We start from the raw sequence: 24,067 nt of genomic DNA, 5'->3' as shown, positions 1-24,067 counted from the left end.
TTCGCCCGCAAAAAAGATGGGCTACGATATCACAGCGACCGCTACGGAACAGCGGTGCCCACAGACAGGGAGGTGCTATGAGTATTCGCGATTGGCCGGCGGCGGAACGGCCACGGGAGAAGTTGCTTGAGCAGGGTTCGGAGAGTCTTTCCGATGCCGAGTTGCTGGCTATCTTTCTACGAACCGGCGTGGCCGGAAAAAGTGCGGTGGACCTGGCGCGACATCTACTGAGTCAATTTGGCAGTCTGCGTTCGTTGTTGGAAGCCGATCTCAAAACGTTCAGTGGGCACTTGGGGCTGGGGCCGGCAAAATTCGCGCAGTTACAGGCAGTACTGGAAATGGGCCGACGCCATCTGGCCGAACGTTTGCGTCATAGATCGGTGCTGGAAAATCCGCAGGCAGTACGTGAGTACCTCAAATCGATGCTGCGCCACGAGCCTCATGAAGTATTCGGTTGCCTGTTTCTGGACTCCAGGCATCAGGTGCTCACGTTTGAGGTGCTGTTCCGCGGTTCTATCGACAACACCAGCGTTCACCCTCGCCAAGTCGTCAAACGGGCCTTGGCCCACAACGCAGCGGCATTGATCCTCTGCCACAACCATCCTTCGGGTAACACCGACCCCAGTCAATCCGACCGGGTGCTGACCAAGCGCCTGCAAAAGGCGCTGGAGTTGATTGACGTGCGGGTGCTTGACCATTTCATCATCGGCGACGGCGATCCGTTGTCGATGGCTGAGTATGGGTGGATGTAGGAGGGACTGGCGTTAAGTAGAGTCCATGTGGGAGCGGGGCCCGCTCCCACAGGTTTTGCGTTTGAAGTGGACTACTTGAAGTTCACCTTCGAGTAGTCCTGCCGACCGAACGGGCTGACCGAGTACCCCTCGACATCCTTGCGCGTCAATGCGAACGCGGTCGGATGGGCAAGAGGCAACCACAGCGCCTGTTGCTGGATCTGCGCCTGGGCCTGTTCGTAGAGCTTGCTGCGCACACCTTGCTCGCCGGTGGTCTTGCCAGCGCTGATCAACTTGTCCAGATCCTGATTGCAGTAGCGGGCGAAGTTGGTGCCGGACTTGACCGCCGCGCAGGAAAACTGCGGCGTAAGGAAGTTGTCCGGGTCGCCGTTGTCTCCGGCCCAACCCATGAACAGCAAGTCGTGCTCACCGGCCTTGGCGCGGCGGATCAATTCGCCCCATTCGATCACGCGGATTTCGGCCTGAATGCCGATTTCCGCGAGGTCAGACTGCAGCAGTTGAGCGCCAAGGCTTGGGTTGGGGTTAAGCAGGCTGCCGGAAGGGCGGGTCCAGATGGTGGTCTGGAAGCCGTCCTTGAGTCCGGCCTTGGCCATCAAGGCTTTGGCCTTCGCGATGTCGTGAGGGTAACCCGGCAGGTTTTTCGCGTAGCTCCAGGTGTTGGGTGGGTACGGACCGTTGGCCGCCTCGGCGGTGTCTTCGAACACGGCTTTGACATAGCTGGCCTTGTCGAAGGCAAGGTTGATGGCCTGACGCACTTCTGGCTTGTCCAGCGGCGGATGCTGGCTGTTGATGCCGACGAATGCGGTCATGAACGCGTCAGTCTTTTCGACTTTCAGGGCCGGCTCTTTCAGCGCTTCCTGTACGTCCAGAGGCTTGGGCGACAGGGCGATCTGGCATTCGTTACGGCGTAATTTCTGCAGGCGCACGTTGGCATCTGGCGTGATGGCGAAGATCAGCGGGTCTACAGAAGGTTTGCCGCCGAAGTATTCGGGGTTGGCTTTGTAGCGAACCGAGGCGTCCTTCTGGAAGCGAGTAAATACGAACGGCCCCGTGCCGATCGGCTGGCTGTTGAGCTTCTCAGGCGTGCCGGCCTTCATCAGTTTGTCGGCGTACTCGGCCGAATAGATCGAGGCGAAGCCCATGGTCAGGGTCGCCAGGAAGGTCGAATCCGGGTGGTCGAGGGTGAAGCGCACGGTTTGTGGGTCAAGGGCGTCGATTTTCTTGATCAGTGCAGGCAACTGCATCGATTGCGCATGCGGGAAGCCGCTCTGGGCGACTTTGTGCCACGCATTGGCCGGGTCGAGCATGCGGTCGAAGCTGAAAATCACGTCCTCGGCGCTCAGGTCACGCGTTGGGGTGAAGTACTCCGTGCGATGGAATTTCACCTGTGGGTGCAACTTGAAGACGTAGGTCAGGCCGTCGGGGCTGACTTCCCAGCTGTCGGCGAGGCTGGCGACCACTTTGCCACTGGCCGTGTCGAAGTCCACCAGGCTGTTCATCAGCACATCGGCCGAGGCGTTGGTGGTGGTCAGCGAGTTGTACTGCACCACGTCGAACCCTTCAGGGCTGGCCTCGGTGCAGACACTCAGGGCGGCGGCAAAGGCTTGTGGACTCAGCAGAAGCGGGGCGAGCAACAGCGGTAGGACAGCGAGGCGCATGGTCGGCTTCCTTTACAGATCGAAGGCCCATCTGCAAGTGCAGTCTGGAAAAGGCTTACCCTAGTGGGCTCTTTTGCAAATGACTATCCCCTTTTTCATTTTGAGAGGACTATAGGCGACTGATTTTGCTGTGCAGCGGTTGAGCAAAACCCCAGGTTGGCTCGATGAGCGATTCTCTGCGACGAGCGGTCGCCATCGACGATAGCCTTTGTCCAAGGCGCTCGGAGCCCGGAAAGCGGGGTTTTTGTGAATTCTACGCACACTGAATGTTGTTGCTCTCCAGTCTTTCTGGTATAAAGCAGCGCTCTTTTCTAGGGGCCCGGTTCCTTCACTGTAGGTGTAGCCGGTAAGACCTCTAAAGAAACGCGGCGCCTGGCGCCAAATGACTGAGAGATTAAGCGGCCAACCCATGCCGGGTTGGGCATGTGGTTTTAGAGGGCTGAGGCATGTCTAGAGTATGTCAAGTTACCGGTAAGGGTCCGGTAACCGGGAATAACATTTCCCACGCAAACAACAAAACCCGTCGTCGTTTCCTGCCGAACCTGCAGCATCACCGCTTCTGGGTTGAAGAAGAGAAACGTTTTGTGCGTCTGCGCGTATCTGCCAAAGGCATGCGTATCATCGACAAGCGTGGCATCACTGTCGTGCTGGCCGAACTTCGCCGCGATGGCAAGGTTTAAGGGAGCTAATCATGCGTGAATTGATTCGTTTGATTTCGAGCGCCGGTACTGGTCACTTCTACACTACCGACAAGAACAAGCGTACTACCCCGGACAAAATCGAGATCAAGAAATATGATCCGGTTGTTCGCAAGCACGTGATCTACAAAGAAGGCAAAATCAAGTAATTGATTTTTCCCTCTTACGAAAAAGGCCCGTATCGCGAGATACGGGCCTTTTTTGTTGCGCGGGAATCAGGTTGTTCCGTCAGCGCCGAAACGAATCAGCCACAGTTGATGCTGACGATGATTCTGTCGGCATTGGTATGCAGGTTGATGCGTCGTGGGCGCAGGTCCCAGCTCGAAGGGTACTTCGGTCCAGTAGCTCGCACTGGCGCGCCGTTGGCCAAGGCGCGAACCTCTTCAAGCAGTTGCGGGGTGCATTTCTGGCCGATGGTGTATTGGGCGATGGCGAGATCGCATTGATCGGGTAAGACTGGCATGTTGCCTCCTTGCATGACTGTTGGTTGGGGCGCCCACGTCGCCGGGTGGCTGCACGTCCTGTGCGTTACCGTCCCGACGATGAAATACGTGGCACCTGTCAGCAAGTCTTACCCGGCGTCGCTGTCCTGGGCCAGCGGCAGGATGTCAGCGACTGTTTCGATGTGGGTTCAAGCCTTCTGTTCAAACGCCACGTAGATCTTGCGGCACGGCTCCAGCACTTCCCAGGTGCCCTTGAAGCCGGCAGGGATCACGAAGCGGTCGCCTGCGCGCAGGGTCTTGGCATTGCCCTCGCTGTCACGCAGCACCGAAACCCCCTGTTGGATCTCGCAGTATTCGTGCTCGGTGAAGTTCACCGTCCACTGCCCGACTTCACTTTCCCACACGCCAGCGTTCAACTGACCACAAGGGCTGTTGTAGTGGTTATAAACCGCTTGCTCCGGGTCGCCCTTGAGCACTTTGGCTGCGTCTGGGCGGTAGCGTTCGGCGGCGGTGGTGGCCTGGCTGAAGTCGACGACGTTCTGGATGTTCATTGTTGTTATCCCCGTGATTACGTAGAAAGGCTCAAAGTCTATGTTTATTAAAATGAACATCGCAAGGCCGTTTGCCGGCGTTTTGTCAAATATATTGAAACTTCATGTGCGGCTGGTTTAGGGTGGTGGATGCCTTGGGCCGAAAAGCAGGCTGGCCGGGCAGAATTCCTGACAGCGCCCGCGAAGAACGCGGGTGTCGTATCAATAAGAGGAGGACACTCGCATGACCACCCTGACCCGTGCCGACTGGGAACAACGTGCCCGCGACCTGAAAATCGAAGGCCGCGCCTATATCAATGGCGAATACACCGCCGCCGTTTCCGGCGAGACCTTCGAGTGCATCAGCCCGGTCGATGGCCGTCTGCTGGGCAGGATTGCCAGCTGTGACGCCGCCGATGCCCAGCGCGCTGTGGAAAACGCTCGCACCACCTTCAATTCCGGTGTCTGGTCGCGCCTGGCGCCGACCAAGCGCAAATCCACCATGATCCGTTTCGCCGGCCTGCTGAAACAGCACGCCGAAGAGTTGGCCCTGCTTGAAACCCTGGACATGGGCAAGCCGATCAGCGATTCCCTGTACATCGACGTTCCCGGCGCGGCGCAAGCCCTGAGCTGGAGCGGCGAAGCCATCGACAAGATCTACGACGAAGTGGCAGCCACCCCGCACGACCAGTTGGGTCTGGTGACCCGTGAGCCGGTGGGTGTTGTTGGCGCCATCGTGCCGTGGAACTTCCCGCTGATGATGGCGTGCTGGAAACTCGGTCCTGCGCTGTCCACCGGTAACTCGGTGATCCTCAAGCCGTCCGAAAAATCCCCGCTGACCGCCATCCGCATCGCTGAACTGGCTGTCGAAGCCGGTATCCCGAAAGGCGTGCTGAACGTGCTGCCGGGTTATGGCCACACCGTCGGCAAGGCCCTGGCCCTGCACAACGACGTCGACACCCTGGTGTTCACCGGTTCGACCAAGATCGCCAAGCAACTGCTGATCTACTCCGGCGAGTCGAACATGAAGCGCGTCTGGCTCGAAGCCGGCGGCAAGAGCCCGAACATCGTGTTCGCCGATGCGCCGAACCTGCAAGACGCTGCCGAAGCCGCAGCTGGCGCCATCGCCTTCAACCAGGGCGAAGTCTGCACCGCTGGTTCGCGCCTGCTGGTGGAGCGTTCGATCAAGGACAAATTCCTGCCGCTAGTGATCGAGGCCCTGAAAACCTGGAAGCCGGGCAATCCGCTGGACCCGGCGACCAACGTTGGTGCACTGGTCGATACCCAGCAAATGAACACCGTGCTGTCCTACATCGAATCCGGTCATGCCGACGGCGCCAAGCTGGTGGCCGGTGGCAAGCGTACGCTCCAGGAAACTGGCGGCACTTACGTTGAACCGACGATTTTCGATGGTGTGAGCAACGCGATGAAAATCGCCCAGGAAGAAATCTTCGGACCAGTGCTGTCGGTCATCGCTTTCGACAGCGCAGAAGAAGCCATCGCGATCGCCAACGACACACCGTACGGCCTGGCCGCTGCGGTCTGGACTGCCGACATCTCCAAGGCTCACCTCACCGCTCGCGCACTGCGTGCCGGTAGCGTGTGGGTCAACCAGTACGATGGCGGCGACATGACCGCTCCGTTCGGTGGCTTCAAGCAGTCCGGCAACGGTCGCGACAAGTCGCTGCACGCGTTCGACAAATACACCGAGCTGAAGGCGACCTGGATCAAGTTGTAAGTCAGTGACGGAGGCCTGTTGAGTACCAGGCCTCCCGAACGACACAGTTCCCTTGTGGGAGCGAGCTTGCTCGCGATAGCGGTGTAACAGTCGACTTCAATGTTGAATGTTGTACCGCTATCGCGAGCAAGCTCGCTCCCACATTGTTTTGTGTTGTACATAAAATATCCACAGGAGCGTGGAACATGCGTTGGGCGACTTATTTCGCCGTTTTGGCATCTGTCCTGAGTGTCGGCCTGGCCTTGGGTGTCAGCATGCCGCTGGTGTCGTTTCGCCTGGAAAGCTGGGGCTACGGCTCGTTTGCCATTGGCGTGATGGCGGCGATGCCGGCCATCGGCGTCCTGCTGGGGGCGAAAATCTCCAGCCATCTGGCGGCGCGATTCGGCACGGCCAATCTGATGCGCCTGTGCCTGTGGGCCGGGGCGGTTTCGATCGGTTTGTTGGCGTTGTTGCCGAGCTATCCGATCTGGCTGGTCTTGCGGTTGATGATCGGGGTGATCCTGACCCTGGTATTCATCATCGGTGAAAGCTGGATCAATCAACTGGTGGTCGAGCAATGGCGCGGGCGGCTGGTGGCGCTGTATGGCAGCAGCTACGCATTGAGTCAGCTGGCCGGGCCGGTGTTGCTGGGCTTCCTTGGCACCGAGCACGATTATGGCTTTTGGGTGGGTGTCGGTTTGTTGATGGCAGCTCCGTTTCTGTTGCTGGGGCGCAGTGGTGCGCCGAGCAGCGAGGCCAGCAGCGTGACCCTGCGTGATTTGCTTCAGTTCTGTCGTGGCCTGCCGGCGATTGCCTGGGCGGTGTCGCTGTTCGCCGCGTTCGAGGCGATGATTCTGACGTTGTTGCCGGTCTATTGCCTGCGCCAGGGCTTCACCACGGAGATCGCCCTGGCGATGGTCAGTACGGTGGTGGTCGGCGATGCGGTGCTGCAATTGCCGATTGGTGCGTTGGCCGATCGCTTGTCACGCCGGGCGTTGTTTACCGGTTGCGCAGTCGTCTTGCTGTTGTCGAGCCTGGCGATTCCGATGCTGATCGACACGCTGCTGATCTGGCCGCTGTGGGTCTTGTTTGGCGCCAGTGCCGGCGGCTTGTTCACCTTGTCGTTGATCCTGATCGGCGAGCGTTATCGCGACGACGCACTGGTGCGGGCCAACGCGCATATTGCACAGCTGTGGGGGATTGGTTGTCTGATCGGGCCGCTGCTGGCGGGTGCCGGCAGCCAGTGGATCAACGGTCATGCGTTGCCGTTGTTGATGGCGGTGGGGGCCTTGGGCGTGTTGATTGTGGTGTCGCGGCAAGGGGCGTTTGGTGCGCTTGCCGATCCGGCCTAGAGCATTTTCTCCAGCCCGACCGTATTGCTCATCCACGCATTGAAACGCCGCCACCAACTCCCAGGCTCCTTGGTCAGGGTGTGCATTTTGCCGTCGTCTTCGGTGGTCCAGACGATCTGGTCGTTTTCCAGCTCCACCTGATAACTCAGGGCCGGTGCCATGCCCTGTAACGCCAGTTCGCGGACACGAGTGGCCAGCTCCGGGCTGTCCACCAGCACGCCGACTTCGGTGTTCCACAGCACTGAGCGCGGATCGAAATTGAACGAGCCGATAAAGGATTTCTGCTGGTCGAAGATCATCGCCTTGCTGTGCAGGCTGGAGTCAGAGCCGCGATAGGAACTGCTGGAAAACAGATGCGGCCCACTACCGCTACTGCCTTCCTCGCCGGGTTGGCGACGCAGTTCGTACAGCTTCACGCCGTGCTCCAGCAGCGCCCTGCGATAGGGCGCGTAACCACCGTGTACCGCGGGAACGTCCGTGGCTTCCAGTGAATTGGTCAGCAAACTCACCGAAACGCCGGCATCGGCGCGCCCGGTCAGGTACACCAGTCCCGGCTGGCCGGGCACGAAGTAGGCCGAGATCATGATCAGCTCTTTGCTGACGTTACTGAGTTCAGGTGCGAGTTGCGTGGTCAGCAGCAACTGCGGATCGGGCTCGCCCTTGGCCAGTACCTTGCTCGGCGCATCCCACAATGCCTTGTTCCAGGCCCAGATCAGCTCGCGGCGCCAGATGTCCAGGCGTGGGTGGGTGGTGAAGGTCATCAAGTGCTTGTAGAGCGCGTGATTCTGTTTGCGCGTTTCCGTCAGGGACTCTTCCAGTCGGGCCCGGGTGTTTTCCAGGTCCTGGGGTGTGGGTTTGCTCGACAGGAATTCGTCGATCGGCTTGCTCAGGGCGCTGTTCCAGTACTGGTCGAAACTATGCCCGAGTTGCTCGGCAACCGGACCGACACTGAGCATGTCGATGTCAGTGAAATTCATGTTGGGCCCGGCATCGTAATACTCGTCCCCCAGATTTCTCCCGCCGACGATGGCCATGCTGTTGTCCGCCAGCCACAACTTGTTATGCATGCGTCGATGCTGTTGCGACAGACTGAACAGCCGGCCCACGGTGCGCGTCACCCCCGTACTGCGGCCCAGGTTCAGCGGGTTGAACACGCGGATCTGGATGTTCGGATGCGCGGCGAGGGTAGCGATGACCCGGTCCAGGCCGTCGCTGGCCGTGTCGTCGAGCAGTACCCGCACCCGCACGCCCCGGTCAGCGGCTTTTAGCAATTCCTGGATCAACATGCGCGTGCTGATGCCGTCATGCACGATGTAGTACTGCAAGTCGAGGCTGCTTTGGGCGTTACGGATCAGTTCGGCGCGGGCGGTGAAGGCCTCGGTGCTGTCCGATAGCAGGCGAAAGCCCGATTGCCCCTTGTAAGGTGCGGCCTGCGCCTGGACCGAGCGGCCGAATGCGGAGTCTGAAGCCGGTAACGCCTGGCTCGGCACACGCTGTACATCGAAGCTGGAGCAGCCGCCCAGGAACGTGGCGAGCAGCAGAAGAGCAAGCAGGGGCTGTCTGACTCTCACGTAGGATCGTTCCGTTTGGCGGCGCAGATGGGCATATGGACGCTGATTCCCGAATAAAAGTCAGTCGCTCAGCTGATCGGTTTCCGCCAGCAGTTTGATCGCTGTCGCACCGACCTTGCGCACCGCGTCTTCGATCTGCGGTGTTGGCTTGGCAGCGTAGTTCATGCGCAGGCAATTGCGGTACTTGCCGGAGGCGGAAAAGATGCTGCCCACGGCAATCTGTACGCCCTGGTCGTGCAGTGCACGATTCAGTTTCAGGGTGTCGAAGCTGTCCGGCAATTCCACCCACAGCATGAAGCTGCCTTGCGGACGACTGGCGCGGGTGCCGGCCGGGAAGTAGCGGGTCACCCAATCAATCATCAGGTCGCGATTGCGCTGGTATTGCGTGCGCATCCGCCGCAAATGCGGTTCGAAGTGCCCGCCCTTGAGGAATTCGGCGATGGCGATCTGCGGTTGTGGCGCGGTGGAACCCGTGCTGATGTATTTCATGTGCAGCACCCGTTCCAGATAGCGGCCGGGCGCGACCCAGCCGATACGCAGGCCCGGTGCCAGGGTCTTGGAAAACGAGCTGCACAACAGGACGCGACCGTCCTCGTCGAAGGACTTGATCGTGCGCGGGCGTGGATAGGTGTAAGCCAGTTCGCCATACACATCGTCCTCGATGATCGCCACGTCAAACCGTTGCGCAAGCGTCAACAACGCGCGTTTGCGCGACTCTGGCATGATGTAGCCCAACGGGTTGTTGCAGTTGGGGGTCAACTGTATGACCTTGATCGGCCACTGTTCCAGGGCCAGTTCCAGCGCCTCCAGGCTGATGCCGGTCAGCGGATCGGTGGGGATTTCCAGGGCTTTCATGCCCAGGCCCTTGAGGGTCTGCATTGCGCCGTGAAAGCTCGGCGAGTCCACCGCGACAATGTCCCCCGGCTCGCAGATCGCGCGAATGCTGGTGGACAGCGCTTCATGGCATCCAGTGGTGACCACCAGTTCGCTGGCGCTCAACTGGCAGCCGGAATCGAGCATCAGGCGAGCAATTTGTTCGCGCAGTTCGAGGTTGCCGTGGATGTTGTCGTAATACAGACCGGGCATGTCCTGCCGCCGGCTGATTCGCGCCAGGTCACGCAGCAATGGCTTCATGGTCGGGCTGGTGATGTCCGGCATACCGCGGCCCAGTTGCACCACGTCTTTGCGTGGGACCGCGCGAATCAGTTCCAGCACCTGATCCCATTGGGAAATGTCCACCGGGCGCTGCGCCGGTCGACCGACCGCCGGCAAATCCGGCAATTCGCGACTGGCGGGAACGAAGTAGCCGGATTTTGGCCGTGGCGTGGCCAGCCCGCTGTCTTCCAGCACCCGATAGGCTTGCTGCACCGTGCTCAGGCTGACGCCGTGCTCGACGCTCAGCGCCCGTACCGAGGGCAGCCGGTCACCGGGGCGATAGAAGCCCTGTTCGATACGTGTGCCGAGCAACTCGGCGAGGTTGACGTAAAGGGTCATGGTGCAGCCTCGATAGGGGTGATTCGGTTAACCAGTACAGATCAGGCGAAAAATCAGGATTCAGTAGCGGAATCGGCAAAACTGTATTGATTTAATACAGGTGCTTTGAATCTGTAATGCTTTTGCGCGCCCACGCATCATGGAACCTCTGGCTACCCAAGTAAACAGGAGCATCCAAGATGAACGGTTTGAGCGATGTGCGGCTGACGTTACACAGTCAGGAACTGGCGACCGGGCAGAACAACGGCACGCGGGAGGCGGGCATGCACAATGCGTCGTCCGGCCTGAGTCGCTGGGACCGGTTCTGGCGTCGCCTGCACACGCGCAAGGCCTTGCTGGCCCTGACGGCCGACCAGCTCAAGGATATCGGGCTGACGCGGGAGCAGGCGCGGGAGGAGGGGCTGAAGCCTTTCTGGAGGATCTGAGTTTTGCAGAGTTCTTCAGGGCCTCATCGCGAGCAAGCTCGCTCCCACAAGGAACGGCGGTGAACACAAATCTTGTGAACACCATCATTCCCTGTGGGAGCGAGCTTGCTCGCGATAGCGTCGGCAAAGACGCAGGGAATCTTTCAGACCAACTCTTTAAGCCGATGCCACAACATCCCCAACGCCAGCAACGGCGAACGCAAATGCTTGCCGCCGGGGAAGGTGATGTGCGGCACCTGGGCAAACAAATCAAAACCACCACTGTGCTGCCCGCTGATGGCTTCGGCCAGCAGCTTGCCGGCCAGGTGCGTAGCATTCACGCCATGACCAGAATAGGCCTGGGCGTAGTACACGTTCGGCTGGTCCTTGAGTCGCCCGATCTGCGGCAGGCGGTTGGCGCCGATGCCGATCATGCCGCCCCATTGGTAATCGATCTTCGCTCCAGACAGTTGCGGAAAGACTTCCAGCATTTTCGGACGCATGTACGCGGCGATGTCTTTCGGGTCGCGGCCCGAGTAATGGCAGGCGCCGCCAAACAGCAGGCGCCGGTCCGCCGAGAGCCGGTAGTAGTCCAGCGCCACCCGCTGGTCACAGACCGCCATGTTCTGCGGTAGCAGGGCGTGAGCCAGTTCTTCGCTCAACGGTTCGGTGGCAATGATGTAGCTGCCGGCGGGCAGGACTTTGCCGCTGAGCTCCGGGTTGAGGTTATTGAGGTAGGCATTGCAACCCAGCACCAGGGTTTTGGCGCGCACCAAGCCCTCGGCTGCATGGACCTTGACCTCGGGGCCATAGTCGATGCGGGTCACGGCCGAGTGCTCGAACAGTCGGACCCCCAGTCGTTGTGCCGCTGCAGCTTCGCCCAAGGCCAGGTTCAGTGGATGCAGGTGTCCTGAGCCCATGTCGATCAGGCCGCCGACGTAACGCGTGGAGCCGACCACGGTGTGCATCTCGTTGGCTTGCAACAAACGGGTTTCGTAGCGGTAGCCGAGGTTGCGCAGTTCTTCGGCGTCCTCGGCGAAGCCTTCAAGGTCGCGGGGCTTGTTGGCGAGGTCGCAGTAACCCCAGGTCAGGTCGCAGGGGATCTGGAAGCGCTCGACCCGTTGCCGGACGATTTCCACGGCTTCCAGGCCCATGAGTTTCATTTGCCGCACGCCCTCGGCACCGATGACGTTGGTGAACTGATCGAGGCCGTGGCCGACGCCGCGAATCAGCTGCCCGCCATTGCGTCCACTGGCGCCCCAGCCGATTCTATGGGCTTCAAGCAACACCACGCTGAGGCCGCGTTCGGCCAGCTCAAGCGCCGTGTTCAACCCAGAAAACCCGCCGCCCACCACGCAGACATCGGCCAGCACCTCGCCTTTGAGCGCAGGAAGTTCGGGCTGCGGCAGGCTGCTGGCGGCGTAGTAGGACGCGGCATGGTTCAGGGCAGGCTGTTGAGCACGGGCATTCATCTGCGTGTTCCTGATGCTTGCGTTTGGAAAACCTGACGGAGCATAAGCCGGACCTTCCCGAACGGGCAACATTGGTCGGCTGGTGCTGTCTGGATCGGTGCTTTTGCGTCAGAATCGCGCTCTATTCCGCTATCGGTCACCGTTTCAATGAGCTGCAACAGCCAGACAATCCGCACATTGCGACAACAGATTCCCTCGTTCGAGTGCGTTCCCGGCTGCCATGACTGCTGCGGGCCGGTGACCACCTCGCCCGAAGAAATGTCGCGTCTGCCGCGCAAGACCCGCGCCGAGCAGGATGCCGCCATGGAAGAGCTCAATTGCGTGCATCTGGGGCCGAATGGTTGCACGGTGTATGACGAGCGGCCGCTGATCTGCCGGTTGTTCGGCACCACCAAGACCTTGCCGTGCCCGAATGGCCGCGGGCCGGTGGAATTGATTCATCCGCGGGTGGAGAAGCAGGTGTTCGAGTACATGGCCAGCACTCGGCAGGTGTTGGTTTAAAAGATCTTCAATCCGGAATCGGCAAGGTCAGGCTCTCTTTCACCTCTTCCATCACGATATAGCTCTTGGACTCGCGCACGTGGGGCAGCTTGAGCAGGATGTCGCCCAGCAACTTGCGGTACGAAGCCATCTCGGAAATCCGCGCCTTCACCAGGTAGTCGAAATCCCCTGACACCAGGTGACACTCCAGCACATGGGGCAATTTCAGCACCGCACGTCGGAACTCTTCGAAAGTATCGCCGGATTTGTAGTCCAGGCTGATCTCGACGAATACCAGCAGACTACCCTTCAGGTGCTGCGGATTGAGCCTGGCGTTGTAGCCCATGATGATCCCTTCGCGCTCCAGACGCCGGACCCGCTCAGTACAGGGCGTGGTCGAGAGCCCGACCTTTTCCCCAAGCTCCGTAAAGGAAATCCGCCCGTCCGCTTGCAGGATCCGCAGGATGTTGCGGTCGATCTTGTCCAGCTCACGTTTGGTCTGAGTGTTGGTACGCATAGGGGATGCGCCTCCGTGAAAAGGGTTTTTGCCGAGAATTGTCGCCAAATATAAGCGCTTATATAGTGAAAAGCACTGGCAAATCTTTTTTACACTGCGCGCATCTGAAGCTCTGAATAACAAACGTCAGCGGTTAGCCGCGATGAGGGATTTGAAAATGCGCGTCATGGTCTTGGGTAGCGGCGTCATCGGTACCACCAGTGCTTATTATCTGGCCCGTGCCGGGTTCGAAGTGGTGGTGGTCGACCGGCAGCCGGCTGCTGCCATGGAGACCAGTTTCGCCAACGCCGGACAGGTCTCGCCGGGTTATGCCTCGCCGTGGGCCGCGCCGGGCGTGCCGCTCAAGGCCATCAAGTGGCTGTTGCAGCGTCACGCGCCTCTGGCAATCAAGGCCACAGCCGACATCGACCAGTACTTGTGGATGGCACAGATGCTGCGCAACTGCACCGCCAGCCGTTACGCGGTGAACAAGGAGCGCATGGTTCGTCTGTCCGAGTACAGCCGTGACTGCCTCGATGAACTGCGTGCCGAGACTGGCATCGCCTACGAAGGCCGCAGCCTCGGTACCACCCAACTGTTCCGCACCCAGGCCCAGCTCGACGGCGCCGCGAAAGACATCGCCGTGCTGAAAGAGTCCGGCGTGCCGTTCGAACTGCTCGACCGTGAAGGCATTGCCCGCGTTGAGCCAGCGCTGGCCAGCGTCACGGACATCCTCGCCGGTGCCCTGCGCCTGCCGAACGACCAGACTGGCGACTGCCAGATGTTCACCACCAAGCTCGCCGAGATGGCTGCGAACCTAGGTGTGCAATTCCGTTTCGGCCAGGACATTCAGCGCCTCGACTTCGCTGGTGACCGGATCAACGGCGTGTGGATCGACGGCAAGCTGGAAACCGCCGACCGCTACGTGCTGGCACTCGGCAGCTACTCGCCGCAGCTGCTCAAGCCGCTGGGGATCAAGGCGCCGGTGTACCCGCTCAAGGGCTACTCCCTGACGGTGCCGATCACCAACTCGGCGATGGCCCCGACTTCGACTATTCTCGACGAGACCTACAAGGTCGCGATCACCCGTTTCGACAACCGCATCCGCGTCGGCGGCATGGCTGAAATCGCCGGTTTTGACCTGTCGCTGAACCCGCGTCGGCGTGAAACCCTGGAGATGATCGTCAACGACCTTTATCCTCAGGGCGGCAATCTGGCCGAGGCCAGCTTCTGGACCGGTCTGCGTCCGACCACCCCGGACGGCACCCCGATTGTCGGTGCCACACCGTTCAAGAACCTGTTCCTGAACACCGGCCACGGCACGCTCGGCTGGACCATGGCCTGTGGCTCCGGTCGCTTGCTGGCTGACCTGATGGCGAAGAAAAAGCCACAGATCAGCGCCGAAGGCCTCGATATTTCCCGTTATGGCAGCAAAACCCAGGAGCCTGCAAAGCATGTCAGTCCAGCGCCAGCTCACCAATGAGCGCATGAGTCAGATCGTCACCCATAACGGCACGGTTTACCTGGCCGGACAGGTCGGCGATGACATGAACGCCGGGATTGAACAGCAGACCCGTGAAACCCTCGCCAACATCGAGCGTTTGCTCGATCTGGCGGGCACCGACAAGCACAATCTGTTGTCGGTGACGATTTACCTGAAAGACATCGATGCGCATTTCGAAGGCATGAACGCGGTGTGGGACAAGTGGCTGCCAAAAGGCGTCGCCCCGGCTCGTGCCACGGTTGAATCGAAATTGTGCGAACCGCAAATCCTGGTCGAGCTGTCGGTTGTCGCCGCTCTGCCATAAGCCTGTCAAAAAAGATCCCTCTCCCGGTGCTGTTGGTGGTTCACGCTGTCAGCCAGCACCGGTTTTTCTTCCCGATTACCCGACCAGAAGTCTGCCGCCATGCGTCCTGCCCGTGCCCTGATCGACCTTCAAGCCCTGCGCAACAACTACCGAATCGCCCGTGAACTCACGGGGGCCAAAGCCCTCGCGGTGATCAAGGCCGATGCCTATGGCCATGGCGCGGTGCGTTGCGCCCAGGCGCTGGAAGCCGAGGCGGACGGGTTTGCCGTGGCCTGCATCGAAGAGGCGTTGGAGCTGCGGGCGGCGGGCATTCGTGCGCCGATCCTGCTGCTGGAAGGCTTTTTCGAAGCCGATGAGCTGGCGCTGATCGTCGAGCATGATTTCTGGTGCGTGGTGCATTCGCTGTGGCAGCTCGAAGCCATTGAGAAAGCGACGTTGAGCAAACCGATTACCGTGTGGCTCAAACTCGATTCCGGCATGCACCGCGTGGGGCTGCATCCGGCGGATTATCAGGCGGCCTATCAACGGCTGCTGGCCAGCGGCAAGGTCGCGAAAGTGGTGCTGATGAGCCACTTTGCGCGTGCCGACGAACTGCACGAGCAAGCCAGCGCCGATCAGGTGGCGGTATTTGAAGCCGCGCGCAAGGGCTTGTCCGCCGAGGTCAGCCTGCGCAACTCGCCGGCGGTGCTCGGTTGGCCGCAGATTCCGAGCGATTGGGTGCGCCCCGGCATCATGCTCTATGGTGCCACGCCCTTCGAAGAAGCCAACGAAGTGGCCTCGCGCCTGCAACCGGTTATGACTCTGGAATCGAAAGTGATCAGTGTGCGCGAATTGCCGGCTGGCGAGCCCGTTGGTTACGGCGCCAAATTCATCACCCCTAAACCGATGCGCATTGGCGTCGTGGCCATGGGTTACGCCGATGGCTACCCGCGTCTGGCGCCGACCGGCACGCCAGTGCTGGTTGCCGGGCAGCGCAGCCAGTTGATCGGCCGGGTGTCGATGGACATGCTCTGCATCGACCTGACCGATGTGCCGCAGGCCGGTCTCGGTTCGATCGTCGAGTTGTGGGGCAAAAACATCCTCGCCAGCGATGTGGCCATGGCAGCCGGGACGATTCCTTACCAGATTTTCTGCAACCTGCGCCGGGTGCCACTGCTCTATTCCGGAGCTTAGTGCGCGGGGCTCCAGACCGGAAGTCGCCTCGCTGAACAGGATTCAGGTCAAAGTGTTGTAAATACTGAACGCTGTCGCCATGATAACGTTCACTATCCCAACAATTTTGAATCCTGGAGGCGCAAGCTTTGGACGTCGGTGAACGACTGCAATCCATCCGTAGGCTCAAAGGCCTTTCCCAGCGTGAGCTCGCCAAACGGGCGGGTGTCACCAACAGCACCATTTCGATGATCGAAAAGAACAGCGTGAGCCCTTCGATCAGTTCGCTGCGCAAAGTGCTGGGTGGGATTCCCATGTCCATGGTCGAGTTCTTTTCCGAAGAAATCCTGCAGGAAAAACCGACCCAGATCGTCTACAAGGCCAACGAGCTGATCGATATTTCCGATGGCGCCGTGACCATGAAGCTGGTCGGTCGGGCGCACCCGAGCCGGGCTATCGCATTCCTCAATGAAATCTATCCGCCAGGCGCCGACACCGGTGACGAGATGCTCACCCATGAGGGCGAGGAAACCGGCATCCTGGTCGAAGGAAAACTGGAACTGGTGGTCGGTCTCGAAACTTTTGTCCTCGAAGCCGGCGATAGCTACTACTTTGAAAGTACCAAGCCACACCGTTTCCGAAATCCGTTCGATGCGCCAGCGCGACTAATCAGCGCAGCCACGCCGGCGAATTTCTAAGAGAAGAGGCGTCCTGCCAGCATCGCAGAGGCGCCCGGGCCGTTTTTCCGCCGCAGCCTAAGACCCTTCCGACTTTAGGGTTGTTTCAGTGCGACGGGCTTACCGCTATACTTGCGCCCGCCTGCGAACCGTGGCCGTAGGCGTGACTAGCCACCATTGAGGGTGAACGCGTGAACCTAATTATGAAAATGCTGGCTGCACCAGCAACCGTATTGGCCCTATGGGCTGTCAGTGTCAGCGCTCAAGCTGCGACCAACGACGATATCGCCAAACGCCTTGAGCCAGTCGGCCAGGTTTGTGTTCAGGGTAAAGAGTGCAAGGGCATGGAAGTGGCCGCTTCCGCGGGTGGCGGCGGTGGTGCGAAAACCCCGGATGAAGTGATTGCAAAACATTGCAACGCTTGCCACGGTTCAGGCCTGCTGGGCGCGCCGAAAATCGGTGATGCCGCTGCTTGGGGCGAGCGTGCCAAGAAAGAAGGTGGTGTTGACGGCCTGCTCGCCAAGGCGATCTCCGGCATCAACTCGATGCCGCCAAAAGGCACCTGCGCCGATTGTGCAGACGCCGAGCTCAAAGGCGCCATCCAGAAGATGTCCGGCCTGAAATAAGCCTGGGTCTTCCTGCTGAAAAGCCGCTTTCGAGCGGCTTTTTTGTGCCTGTGATTTGACCCCGGTGGCTGTTCATTGCGGCAAAGACCCGGCAAGCTCGGTCCAACCCCAAGTCATGACGCATGAGGGAGGATCCGATGGTTCAGCTGTGCTCTATCGAACAGGCAGTCGATGACGTCTTGGCACGGTTGCCGACGCATATCCACATGGGCCTGCCCCTGGGCCTGGGCAAACCCAACCACTTCGTCAACGCGTTGTATCGACGTATCGCGCAACTGCCCGAGCGGCGGCTGACGATCTACACCGCGCTGTGCCTGGGCCGTCCGCCCTTGGGCGACGGATTGCAAAAGCGCTTTCTCGAACCCTTTATCGAGCGGGTTTTCGGAGATTATCCGGAGCTGGATCTCCTCGCCGACCTGCGTCGCGATACGTTGCCGGGCAACATCCACATCCAGCAATTCTTCATGCAGCCCGGCAGTCTGCTCAACAGTGCCACGGCGCAGCAGGATTACGTCAGCAGCAACTACAGCCATGCGGCGCGGGACATCAATGCCGCCGGGTTGAACCTGGTGGCGCAATTGGTGGCCAGCGATGCCGAACATCCCGACCGCTTGAGCCTGAGCTGCAACCCGGACATCACCCTCGACCTGTTGCCGATGATTGCCAAGCGCCGCGCCGCCGGAGAAACCATCCTGATGGTCGGCCAGGTGCACAACGATCTGCCTTACATGCCCGGCGATGCGGAGCTCGGCATCGACACCTTCGACCTTCTGATCGACCAGAAGGACAACACCACGCTGTTCTCCACACCGAACATGCCGGTGGGGTGTCAGGACCATTTCATCGGCTTGCACGCCAGCACTCTGGTGCGTGACGGCGGCACTTTGCAGGTCGGCATCGGTTCCATGGGCGATGCGCTGACGGCGGCGCTGTTGGCGCGACAGGCCGACAACGACGCTTACAAGGCGTTGCTCGCCGAGGTGAACCTCAGTCAGTGGGCGCAACTGATCGAGCGCGAAGGCGGCATCGAACCCTTCGCCAAAGGCCTGTATGGCTGCAGCGAAATGTTCGTCAGCGGATTGCTGGTGCTAGCCGATGCCGGGATCGTGCGGCGCAAGGTTTACCCGGACGTGGCGACCCAACAGCAGGCGAATGCCGGCACCCTGGATGAGGCCGCGCAAATTGATGGCATCTCGGTGCACGCCGGATTCTTCCTCGGTCCGCGCAGCTACTACGAACGCTTGCGCGAGTTGCCGCAAAGCAAGCGGCTTGCATTCAACATGACCCGCATCAGCTACATCAACGAGCTTTACGGCCAGGAAGAACTCAAGCGCTTGCAGCGCCTGGATGCGCGGTTCATCAACACCGCGTTCACCGTGACCTTGCTCGGTGCCGCGGTGGCGGATCAGCTTGAAGACGGACGTGTGCTCAGCGGCGTAGGCGGGCAGTACAACTTCGTGGTTCAGGGCCATGCACTGCAAGGCGCGCGCTCGGTGTTGTTGCTGCGCAGCTGGCGCGAGTCCGGCGGCGACGTCAGCTCGAACATCGTCTGGGAGTATGGCCACTGCACGATTCCCCGACACTTGCGGGACATCGTGATCACCGAATACGGCATCGCCGATCTTCGCGGCAAAACCGATGCGGCCGTGATCGAGGCGCTGCTGAATATCAGCGACTCGCGTTTTCAGTCGGGATTGATCGAGCAGGCGCAGAAGGTCGGCAAATTGCCGAAGGACTTCCGTCTCGATCCGCGTTTTGCCGACAACAGTCCGCAACGCTTGCAGGAGATTCAGGCGCGGCATCCGCAGCTGTTTCCGGAGTATCCGCTGGGCTGTGATTTCACCGAGGTCGAGCGGGATCTGTTGCGGGCGCTGAACTGGCTCAAGAGCAAGTTCAAGCTGAGCGAGGTGCTGGACCTGGGCAAGGCAGCGCTGGATGCGCCGGAGGCGGCAGCGTTCCCGCGATAGCGGTGTATCAGTCAACGAAGATGTCGACTGACACTATGCAATCGCGAGCAAGCTCGCTCCCACAGGGGGATGTGCGTTGTGGCGGCTTTATTCGATAAAGGTCACAACACCATCTGCCAGCGACTTCACGCGGGCCAGGGACTCTACGCGATAACCCTGCGAGTCCAGTTCCGCACGGCCACCCTGGAACGACTTCTCGATCACGATGCCCAGGCCCGCCACGGTGGCGCCGGCCTGCTTGATGATCGAAATCAGTGCCTGGGACGCCTTACCGTTGGCCAGGAAGTCATCGATGATCAGCACGCGGTCGCTGCTGGTAAGGTGGCGCGGGGAGATGGCCACGGTGCTTTCGGTCTGCTTGGTGAACGAGTACACGGTCGCCGACAGCAGGTTTTCGGTCAGGGTCAGGGACTGGTGCTTGCGGGCGAAAATCACCGGCACGCCGAGGTTCAGGCCGGTCATGATCGCCGGGGCAATGCCCGAGGCTTCGATGGTGACGATCTTGGTGATGCCCGAATCCTTGAACAGCGTGGCGAATTCGTCGCCGATCAGCTTCATCAGGGTCGGGTCGATCTGGTGGTTCAGAAAGGCGTCGACTTTCAGGACCTGGTCGGAAAGCACGATGCCTTCTTCGCGAATTTTCTTGTGCAGGGCTTCCATGAAGCTGTCCTCTTTTGGCGCCTGTGCGCCGAAGGTCATATAAAAGTGGTCAATTCTAGCGCTTTAACATCGCGCGTATATCCGCCAATGCGTTGTTGCCGCGCACGGCTTTGACTTCGGTCGGTGTGTCGTCGTTGCCTTCCCAAGCCAGGTCGTCCGGCGGCAACTCATCGAGGAAGCGGCTCGGTGCGCAATCGATGATCTCGCCGTACTGCTTGCGCTTGGCGGCGAAGGTAAAGGCCAGGGTCTGGCGCGCGCGGGTAATGCCCACGTAGGCCAGGCGACGTTCTTCTTCGATAGTGTCGGCTTCGATGCTGGAACGGTGCGGGAGGATTTCCTCTTCCATGCCCATGATGAACACGTAGGGGAATTCCAGGCCCTTGGAGGCGTGCAAGGTCATCATCTGCACGCCTTCGGCACCGTCTTCCTCTTCCTGCTGGCGCTCGAGCATGTCGCGCAGGACGAGTTTGCCGATGGCGTCCTCGACGGTCATCTCGCCTTCTTCGTCTTTTTCCAGGGTGTTCTTCAGCGCCTCGATCAGGAACCAGACGTTACCCATGCGGTAGTCGGCGGCCTTGTCGCTGGAGCTGTTGGTGCGCAGCCAGTTCTCGTAGTCGATGTCCATGACCATGCTGCGCAGGGCCGAGATCGGGTCTTCGCCGGCGCACTGCTCGCGCACCCTGTCCATGAAACGCTTGAAGCGCGACAGGCGATCGGTGAAGCGGCTGTCCAGATGCTCGCCCAAACCCATCTCGTCGGTGGCGGCATACATCGAGATCTTGCGCTCGGTGGCGTAGTTGCCCAGCTTCTCCAGCGTGGTCGAACCGATCTCGCGGCGCGGCACGTTGATCACCCGCAGGAACGCGTTGTCGTCGTCCGGGTTCACGATCAGACGGAAGTAAGCCATCAGGTCTTTCACTTCCTGACGTCCGAAAAAGCTGTTGCCACCGGACAGACGATACGGCACCTGGTGATGCTGCAACTTCAGTTCGATCAGTTTGGCCTGGTAGTTGCCGCGATAGAGGATCGCGAAATCGCTGTAGGGGCGGTCGGTGCGCAAGTGCAGGCTGAGGATTTCCATGGCCACGCGCTCGGCCTCGGCGTCCTCGTTGCGGCAGCGGATCACGCGGATCTCGTCGCCGTGGCCCATTTCACTCCACAACTGCTTTTCGAATTCGTGGGGGTTGTTCGAGATCAGCACGTTGGCGCAGCGCAGGATGCGGCTGGTGGAGCGGTAGTTCTGCTCCAGCATCACCACTTTCAAGGACGGGTAGTCTTCCTTGAGCAGCATCAGGTTTTCCGGGCGAGCGCCGCGCCAGGCGTAGATCGACTGGTCGTCGTCGCCCACCACGGTGAACTGGTTGCGTTTGCCGATGAGCATTTTCACCAGCAGGTATTGGCTGGCGTTGGTGTCCTGGTATTCGTCGACCAGCAGGTAACGCACCTTGTTCTGCCACTTTTCCAGGATGTCGGCGTGCTCTTCGAACAGCTTCACCGGCAACAGGATCAGGTCGTCGAAGTCCACCGCATTGAACGCCTTAAGCGTGCGCTGATAGTGGGTGTAGACAATGGCGGCGGTCTGTTCCTTGGGGTTGCGCGCATTTTCCAGGGCCTGGGCCGGCAGGATCAGGTCGTTTTTCCAGGCGCCGATCATGTTCTTGATCTCGTCGACGCCGTCGTCGCCCGAATATTCCTTCTGCATGATGTCGGTCATCAGGGCCTTGACGTCGGTCTCGTCGAAGATCGAGAAGCCCGGCTTGTAGCCCAGCCGCACGTGCTCCTTGCGGATGATGTTCAGGCCCAGGTTGTGGAACGTGCAGACCGTCAGCCCGCGCCCTTCACCGGCACGCAGCAGGGTGCCGACCCGTTCCTTCATTTCACGGGCGGCCTTGTTGGTAAAGGTCATGGCGACGATGTACTGGGCGCGAATGCCGCAGTTCTGGATCAGGTGCGCGATTTTGCGCGTGATCACGCTGGTCTTGCCGGAGCCTGCACCGGCGAGCACCAAAAGAGGGCCGCCGACGTAGCTCACGGCTTCTTGCTGCCGGGGATTGAGTCGGGACATAGGTAAATTCAGGAGTCAGTCACAAAATGGGCCGGCATTTTAACAGGCTCAGCGAATTGTGCTGCTCTGTCCGACTTGTGACGTACCGCGCTTTCTGCAATTGCCGGTTTTGTTACTTTCACGCAGGATGCGCAACGAATTTGCGGCTAATGTTCGTAATTCCAGTTACAAAGGGCTCGTTTTGCCAACTGATGTCATTGTCATTGGTCATCGGAACGGCATAATGCCCGTCGCCTACATCTTTGCAGAGTCTAGGGAGCTAGCTTGTCTACGCCTGTCGAACCCTTGCGTTTGCTGCTACTGGCCGAAGAGCCAGCGTGGGCAGCGTTGTTGCGCGAGTGTCTGGCTCCTATGGGGAGCTCGGCCGTGCTCATCAGCGCGCCGAGTTGGGAGTCGGTCAGCAGCCTGTTTGATGACAACCGCAGCGCGGTGTTATTGACCATCCCGCAACTTCAACCGGCGCCGGGCCGTTGCAGCCTGCCGACGGTGTTGCTGCTCGACCATGAGCCGCTGACCCCGCCTGACGGTGTGAGTGACTGGCTGGTGCGCGATCTGCTCGATCCCGGCATGTTGCGCCGTTGCCTGCGCCATGTGCGCGAGCGTGGAGTCCTGGAAAACACTCTGCAACGCCTGGCCGAGCAAGATCCGCTCACCGGCATCGCCAATCGCCAGGGCTTCCAGACGCTGCTGACAGCGCGGCTGGCGGAAAACGACGGTCGTGGCCTGGCCCTCGGTCATCTTGACCTCGACAACTTTCGTTATGCCAACGATGCCCTTGGCCATCAGGCCGGTGACCGCCTGATCCTGCAAGTGGTGGCGCGGCTCAAGAGTCAGCTTGAGGCCGGCGATCAACTGGCACGTCTGGGCAGTGATGAATTCGCTCTGTTGATCGACACCCGTCGCGCTCCCCAGCGTGCCGAATGGATGGCCGAACGCATCAGCGAAGCATTGGCCGAGCCTTATTGGGTCGATGGTGAAAGCCTGCTGATCGGTTCCAGCCTGGGCATTGCCTACGCCCGAGCCCGGACCGGTGCGGATCCGCTGATGTGGCATGCACATATCGCTATGCAGCAGGCCAAAAGCACCCAGGGCTGCACCTTTCACATTTTCAACGAACGCATCAACCGCAATGCCCGCAGCATCGCCGACCTCGAAACCGAGCTGCGCCGGGCGCTGCGCCGCGATGAGCTGGAATTGCACTACCAGCCACGCCTCAACCTTGAGGACGGGCAAATCGTCGGCCTCGAAGCTCTGGTGCGCTGGCGCCATGCCGAGCGTGGCTTGTTGCCCCCGAGTGAATTCGTGCCGCTGGCTGAGCAAAGCGGTCTGATTGTCCCGCTGGGCTACTGGGTGATTTCTCGGGCCTTGCGCGACATGCAGGCGCTGCTTGAGCTGGGTTTGCCACCGTTGCACATGGCGATCAACCTGTCGTTCCGGCAATTCCAGGACAGCCAGTTGCTGTCGACCCTGAGTCGCCTGATTGCCGAGCGCGGTGTCGAGGCGCAGTGGCTGGAATTCGAATTGACCGAAACCGCCGTGATGCGCCGTAGCGAACTGGTCAAGCAGACCATGGACGCCCTCGGGCGCCTTGGCGTGCGCTTCTCTCTCGACGACTTCGGCACCGGGTTCTCGTCGTTCGTGCACCTCAACAGCCTGCCGATCACCTTGCTGAAGATCGACAAGAGCTTTGTCGGCGGCATGGAGCAGCGTGAGGAAAACCGCAAACTGGTCCACGCGATGATCAACCTGGCGCACAACCTCAACCTTGAGGTGGTCGCCGAAGGTGTGGAGACGCCGGAGCAACTGGATCTGCTGCGTGGGTTTGAATGCGATCAGGTGCAGGGATATTTGATCAGCAGGCCATTGCCGCTGGCCGAGTTAGTGGAGTATCTGACGCTTGGCTCCAGTCAGCAGCCGATGCTGGAAGTGGTGAGCTGACCGCGACTTTTCAGTTGGCACAAAACCTGTGGGAGCGAGCTTGCTCGCGATGGCGGTGTATCAGTCGACATGGAGGTTGACTGACCTGGCCTCATCGCGAGCAAGCT

Annotated in this window: 22 protein-coding genes and 1 pseudogene; 14 read left to right on the top strand and 9 right to left on the bottom strand. The window is 60.2% G+C overall.

What is annotated here, in order from left to right:
• The first annotated feature begins 77 nt into the window (after positions 1-77).
• On the top strand, positions 78-752 hold the full coding sequence (gene radC, locus AC1D1M_RS12285) for a RadC family protein (protein ID WP_477775836.1): 675 nt from the start codon (positions 78-80) through the stop codon (positions 750-752).
• 71 nt (positions 753-823) lie between these two features.
• Here radC and AC1D1M_RS12280 read toward each other — a convergent pair whose 3' ends face one another.
• Positions 824-2,410 carry an ABC transporter substrate-binding protein gene (locus tag AC1D1M_RS12280; RefSeq protein ID WP_477775835.1) on the bottom strand — a complete coding sequence of 529 codons (1,587 nt, stop codon included), beginning with the start codon at positions 2,408-2,410 and terminating at the stop codon, positions 824-826.
• Positions 2,411-2,856: 446 nt separating this feature from the next.
• Here AC1D1M_RS12280 and rpmB point away from each other — a divergent pair, with 446 nt between their 5' ends.
• Entirely contained in the window at positions 2,857-3,090 is a 234-nt protein-coding gene (gene rpmB / locus AC1D1M_RS12275; RefSeq protein WP_007975166.1) for a 50S ribosomal protein L28, read from the top strand.
• Positions 3,091-3,101: 11 nt separating this feature from the next.
• On the top strand, positions 3,102-3,257 hold the full coding sequence (rpmG, locus tag AC1D1M_RS12270) for a 50S ribosomal protein L33 (RefSeq protein ID WP_003177274.1): 156 nt from the start codon (positions 3,102-3,104) through the stop codon (positions 3,255-3,257).
• A gap of 95 nt (positions 3,258-3,352) precedes the next feature.
• Here the strand turns inward: rpmG and AC1D1M_RS12265 are convergent, their stop codons facing one another.
• Entirely contained in the window at positions 3,353-3,571 is a 219-nt protein-coding gene (locus tag AC1D1M_RS12265) for a peptidase inhibitor (RefSeq protein ID WP_150753847.1), read from the bottom strand.
• 168 nt (positions 3,572-3,739) lie between these two features.
• Positions 3,740-4,102 (bottom strand): cupin domain-containing protein, encoded by a 363-nt coding sequence (locus tag AC1D1M_RS12260; protein WP_477775834.1) that lies wholly within the window; start codon positions 4,100-4,102, stop codon positions 3,740-3,742.
• Positions 4,103-4,325: 223 nt separating this feature from the next.
• Between AC1D1M_RS12260 and AC1D1M_RS12255 the strand changes: the two genes are divergently transcribed.
• Together AC1D1M_RS12255 and AC1D1M_RS12250 are read left to right on the top strand one after the other, a co-directional pair.
• Positions 4,326-5,819: an aldehyde dehydrogenase gene (locus AC1D1M_RS12255; protein WP_477775833.1), complete on the top strand. Its 1,494-nt coding sequence runs from the start codon at positions 4,326-4,328 to the stop codon at positions 5,817-5,819.
• Positions 5,820-6,004: 185 nt separating this feature from the next.
• The gene (locus AC1D1M_RS12250) at positions 6,005-7,150 is read left to right on the top strand and encodes an MFS transporter (RefSeq protein WP_477775832.1); all 1,146 of its coding nucleotides are present in this window, start codon (positions 6,005-6,007) and stop codon (positions 7,148-7,150) included.
• Here the strand turns inward: AC1D1M_RS12250 and AC1D1M_RS12245 are convergent.
• Together AC1D1M_RS12245 and AC1D1M_RS12240 are read right to left on the bottom strand one after the other, a co-directional pair.
• Positions 7,147-8,721, bottom strand: coding sequence for a phospholipase D family protein (locus tag AC1D1M_RS12245; protein ID WP_477775831.1), 1,575 nt, complete (start codon positions 8,719-8,721; stop codon positions 7,147-7,149). The two genes, AC1D1M_RS12250 and AC1D1M_RS12245, sit on opposite strands and share 4 nt — an antisense overlap.
• A gap of 60 nt (positions 8,722-8,781) precedes the next feature.
• Entirely contained in the window at positions 8,782-10,215 is a 1,434-nt protein-coding gene (locus AC1D1M_RS12240) for an aminotransferase-like domain-containing protein (RefSeq protein WP_477775830.1), read from the bottom strand.
• Between the two features lie 179 nt (positions 10,216-10,394).
• On the opposite strand from AC1D1M_RS12240, the gene AC1D1M_RS12235 reads away from it, so the two are divergent.
• Positions 10,395-10,640 (top strand): DUF1127 domain-containing protein, encoded by a 246-nt coding sequence (locus tag AC1D1M_RS12235; protein ID WP_477775829.1) that lies wholly within the window; start codon positions 10,395-10,397, stop codon positions 10,638-10,640.
• Positions 10,641-10,783: 143 nt separating this feature from the next.
• On the opposite strand, the gene AC1D1M_RS12230 is transcribed toward AC1D1M_RS12235, so the two are convergent.
• Positions 10,784-12,091 (bottom strand): NAD(P)/FAD-dependent oxidoreductase, encoded by a 1,308-nt coding sequence (locus AC1D1M_RS12230; protein WP_477775828.1) that lies wholly within the window; start codon positions 12,089-12,091, stop codon positions 10,784-10,786.
• Positions 12,092-12,238: 147 nt separating this feature from the next.
• On the opposite strand from AC1D1M_RS12230, the gene AC1D1M_RS12225 reads away from it, so the two are divergent.
• Positions 12,239-12,592: a YkgJ family cysteine cluster protein gene (locus AC1D1M_RS12225; protein ID WP_007975156.1), complete on the top strand. Its 354-nt coding sequence runs from the start codon at positions 12,239-12,241 to the stop codon at positions 12,590-12,592.
• Positions 12,593-12,599: 7 nt separating this feature from the next.
• Here AC1D1M_RS12225 and AC1D1M_RS12220 read toward each other — a convergent pair whose 3' ends face one another.
• Complete coding sequence (locus tag AC1D1M_RS12220) at positions 12,600-13,088, bottom strand: Lrp/AsnC ligand binding domain-containing protein (RefSeq protein ID WP_007975155.1); 489 nt, start codon at positions 13,086-13,088, stop codon at positions 12,600-12,602.
• 157 nt (positions 13,089-13,245) lie between these two features.
• Between AC1D1M_RS12220 and dadA the strand changes: the two genes are divergently transcribed.
• From dadA to AC1D1M_RS12190, 6 genes and pseudogenes are all read left to right on the top strand, one after another.
• A complete protein-coding gene (gene dadA, locus AC1D1M_RS12215; protein WP_477775827.1) occupies positions 13,246-14,550 on the top strand; it encodes a D-amino acid dehydrogenase in 1,305 nt (434 codons plus the stop codon).
• Positions 14,522-14,875 carry a RidA family protein gene (locus tag AC1D1M_RS12210; RefSeq protein ID WP_477763032.1) on the top strand — a complete coding sequence of 118 codons (354 nt, stop codon included), beginning with the start codon at positions 14,522-14,524 and terminating at the stop codon, positions 14,873-14,875. The genes dadA and AC1D1M_RS12210 overlap by 29 nt, the downstream gene beginning before the upstream one ends.
• A gap of 99 nt (positions 14,876-14,974) precedes the next feature.
• Positions 14,975-16,048, top strand: coding sequence for an alanine racemase (gene alr / locus AC1D1M_RS12205; protein ID WP_477775826.1), 1,074 nt, complete (start codon positions 14,975-14,977; stop codon positions 16,046-16,048).
• Positions 16,049-16,176: 128 nt separating this feature from the next.
• The gene (locus AC1D1M_RS12200; RefSeq protein WP_007975150.1) at positions 16,177-16,725 is read left to right on the top strand and encodes a cupin domain-containing protein; all 549 of its coding nucleotides are present in this window, start codon (positions 16,177-16,179) and stop codon (positions 16,723-16,725) included.
• Positions 16,726-16,907: 182 nt separating this feature from the next.
• Complete coding sequence (locus AC1D1M_RS12195; protein ID WP_477776007.1) at positions 16,908-17,330, top strand: c-type cytochrome; 423 nt, start codon at positions 16,908-16,910, stop codon at positions 17,328-17,330.
• A gap of 137 nt (positions 17,331-17,467) precedes the next feature.
• Positions 17,468-19,291, top strand: a pseudogene (locus tag AC1D1M_RS12190) (acetyl-CoA hydrolase/transferase C-terminal domain-containing protein); the annotation flags it as partial.
• A 93-nt stretch (positions 19,292-19,384) separates the two neighbouring features.
• On the opposite strand, the gene AC1D1M_RS12185 reads toward AC1D1M_RS12190, so the two are convergent.
• Together AC1D1M_RS12185 and rep are read right to left on the bottom strand one after the other, a co-directional pair.
• The gene (locus AC1D1M_RS12185) at positions 19,385-19,957 is read right to left on the bottom strand and encodes a xanthine phosphoribosyltransferase (protein WP_223529233.1); all 573 of its coding nucleotides are present in this window, start codon (positions 19,955-19,957) and stop codon (positions 19,385-19,387) included.
• A gap of 55 nt (positions 19,958-20,012) precedes the next feature.
• Complete coding sequence (rep, locus tag AC1D1M_RS12180; RefSeq protein ID WP_108217218.1) at positions 20,013-22,022, bottom strand: DNA helicase Rep; 2,010 nt, start codon at positions 22,020-22,022, stop codon at positions 20,013-20,015.
• Positions 22,023-22,286: 264 nt separating this feature from the next.
• Between rep and AC1D1M_RS12175 the strand changes: the two genes are divergently transcribed.
• Entirely contained in the window at positions 22,287-23,960 is a 1,674-nt protein-coding gene (locus AC1D1M_RS12175) for a putative bifunctional diguanylate cyclase/phosphodiesterase (protein WP_477775825.1), read from the top strand.
• Positions 23,961-24,067 lie beyond the last annotated feature (107 nt).

It is taken from the genome of Pseudomonas sp. P1_F7 (genome assembly GCF_056405655.1).
This window is presented reverse-complemented; position numbering and strand designations above follow the sequence as displayed.

Excerpts from the sequence above, each read along its gene's own strand:
- radC (WP_477775836.1), top strand. The coding sequence starts at position 78 with ATGAGTATTCGCGATTGGCCGGCGGCGGAACGGCCACGGGAGAAGTTG.
- AC1D1M_RS12280 (WP_477775835.1), bottom strand. The coding sequence starts at position 2,410 with ATGCGCCTCGCTGTCCTACCGCTGTTGCTCGCCCCGCTTCTGCTGAGT.
- rpmB (WP_007975166.1), top strand. The coding sequence starts at position 2,857 with ATGTCTAGAGTATGTCAAGTTACCGGTAAGGGTCCGGTAACCGGGAAT.
- rpmG (WP_003177274.1), top strand. The coding sequence starts at position 3,102 with ATGCGTGAATTGATTCGTTTGATTTCGAGCGCCGGTACTGGTCACTTC.
- AC1D1M_RS12265 (WP_150753847.1), bottom strand. The coding sequence starts at position 3,571 with ATGCCAGTCTTACCCGATCAATGCGATCTCGCCATCGCCCAATACACC.
- AC1D1M_RS12260 (WP_477775834.1), bottom strand. The coding sequence starts at position 4,102 with ATGAACATCCAGAACGTCGTCGACTTCAGCCAGGCCACCACCGCCGCC.
- AC1D1M_RS12255 (WP_477775833.1), top strand. The coding sequence starts at position 4,326 with ATGACCACCCTGACCCGTGCCGACTGGGAACAACGTGCCCGCGACCTG.
- AC1D1M_RS12250 (WP_477775832.1), top strand. The coding sequence starts at position 6,005 with ATGCGTTGGGCGACTTATTTCGCCGTTTTGGCATCTGTCCTGAGTGTC.
- AC1D1M_RS12240 (WP_477775830.1), bottom strand. The coding sequence starts at position 10,215 with ATGACCCTTTACGTCAACCTCGCCGAGTTGCTCGGCACACGTATCGAA.
- AC1D1M_RS12235 (WP_477775829.1), top strand. The coding sequence starts at position 10,395 with ATGAACGGTTTGAGCGATGTGCGGCTGACGTTACACAGTCAGGAACTG.
- AC1D1M_RS12230 (WP_477775828.1), bottom strand. The coding sequence starts at position 12,091 with ATGAATGCCCGTGCTCAACAGCCTGCCCTGAACCATGCCGCGTCCTAC.
- AC1D1M_RS12225 (WP_007975156.1), top strand. The coding sequence starts at position 12,239 with ATGAGCTGCAACAGCCAGACAATCCGCACATTGCGACAACAGATTCCC.
- AC1D1M_RS12220 (WP_007975155.1), bottom strand. The coding sequence starts at position 13,088 with ATGCGTACCAACACTCAGACCAAACGTGAGCTGGACAAGATCGACCGC.
- dadA (WP_477775827.1), top strand. The coding sequence starts at position 13,246 with ATGCGCGTCATGGTCTTGGGTAGCGGCGTCATCGGTACCACCAGTGCT.
- AC1D1M_RS12210 (WP_477763032.1), top strand. The coding sequence starts at position 14,522 with ATGTCAGTCCAGCGCCAGCTCACCAATGAGCGCATGAGTCAGATCGTC.
- alr (WP_477775826.1), top strand. The coding sequence starts at position 14,975 with ATGCGTCCTGCCCGTGCCCTGATCGACCTTCAAGCCCTGCGCAACAAC.
- AC1D1M_RS12195 (WP_477776007.1), top strand. The coding sequence starts at position 16,908 with ATGAAAATGCTGGCTGCACCAGCAACCGTATTGGCCCTATGGGCTGTC.
- AC1D1M_RS12185 (WP_223529233.1), bottom strand. The coding sequence starts at position 19,957 with ATGGAAGCCCTGCACAAGAAAATTCGCGAAGAAGGCATCGTGCTTTCC.
- rep (WP_108217218.1), bottom strand. The coding sequence starts at position 22,022 with ATGTCCCGACTCAATCCCCGGCAGCAAGAAGCCGTGAGCTACGTCGGC.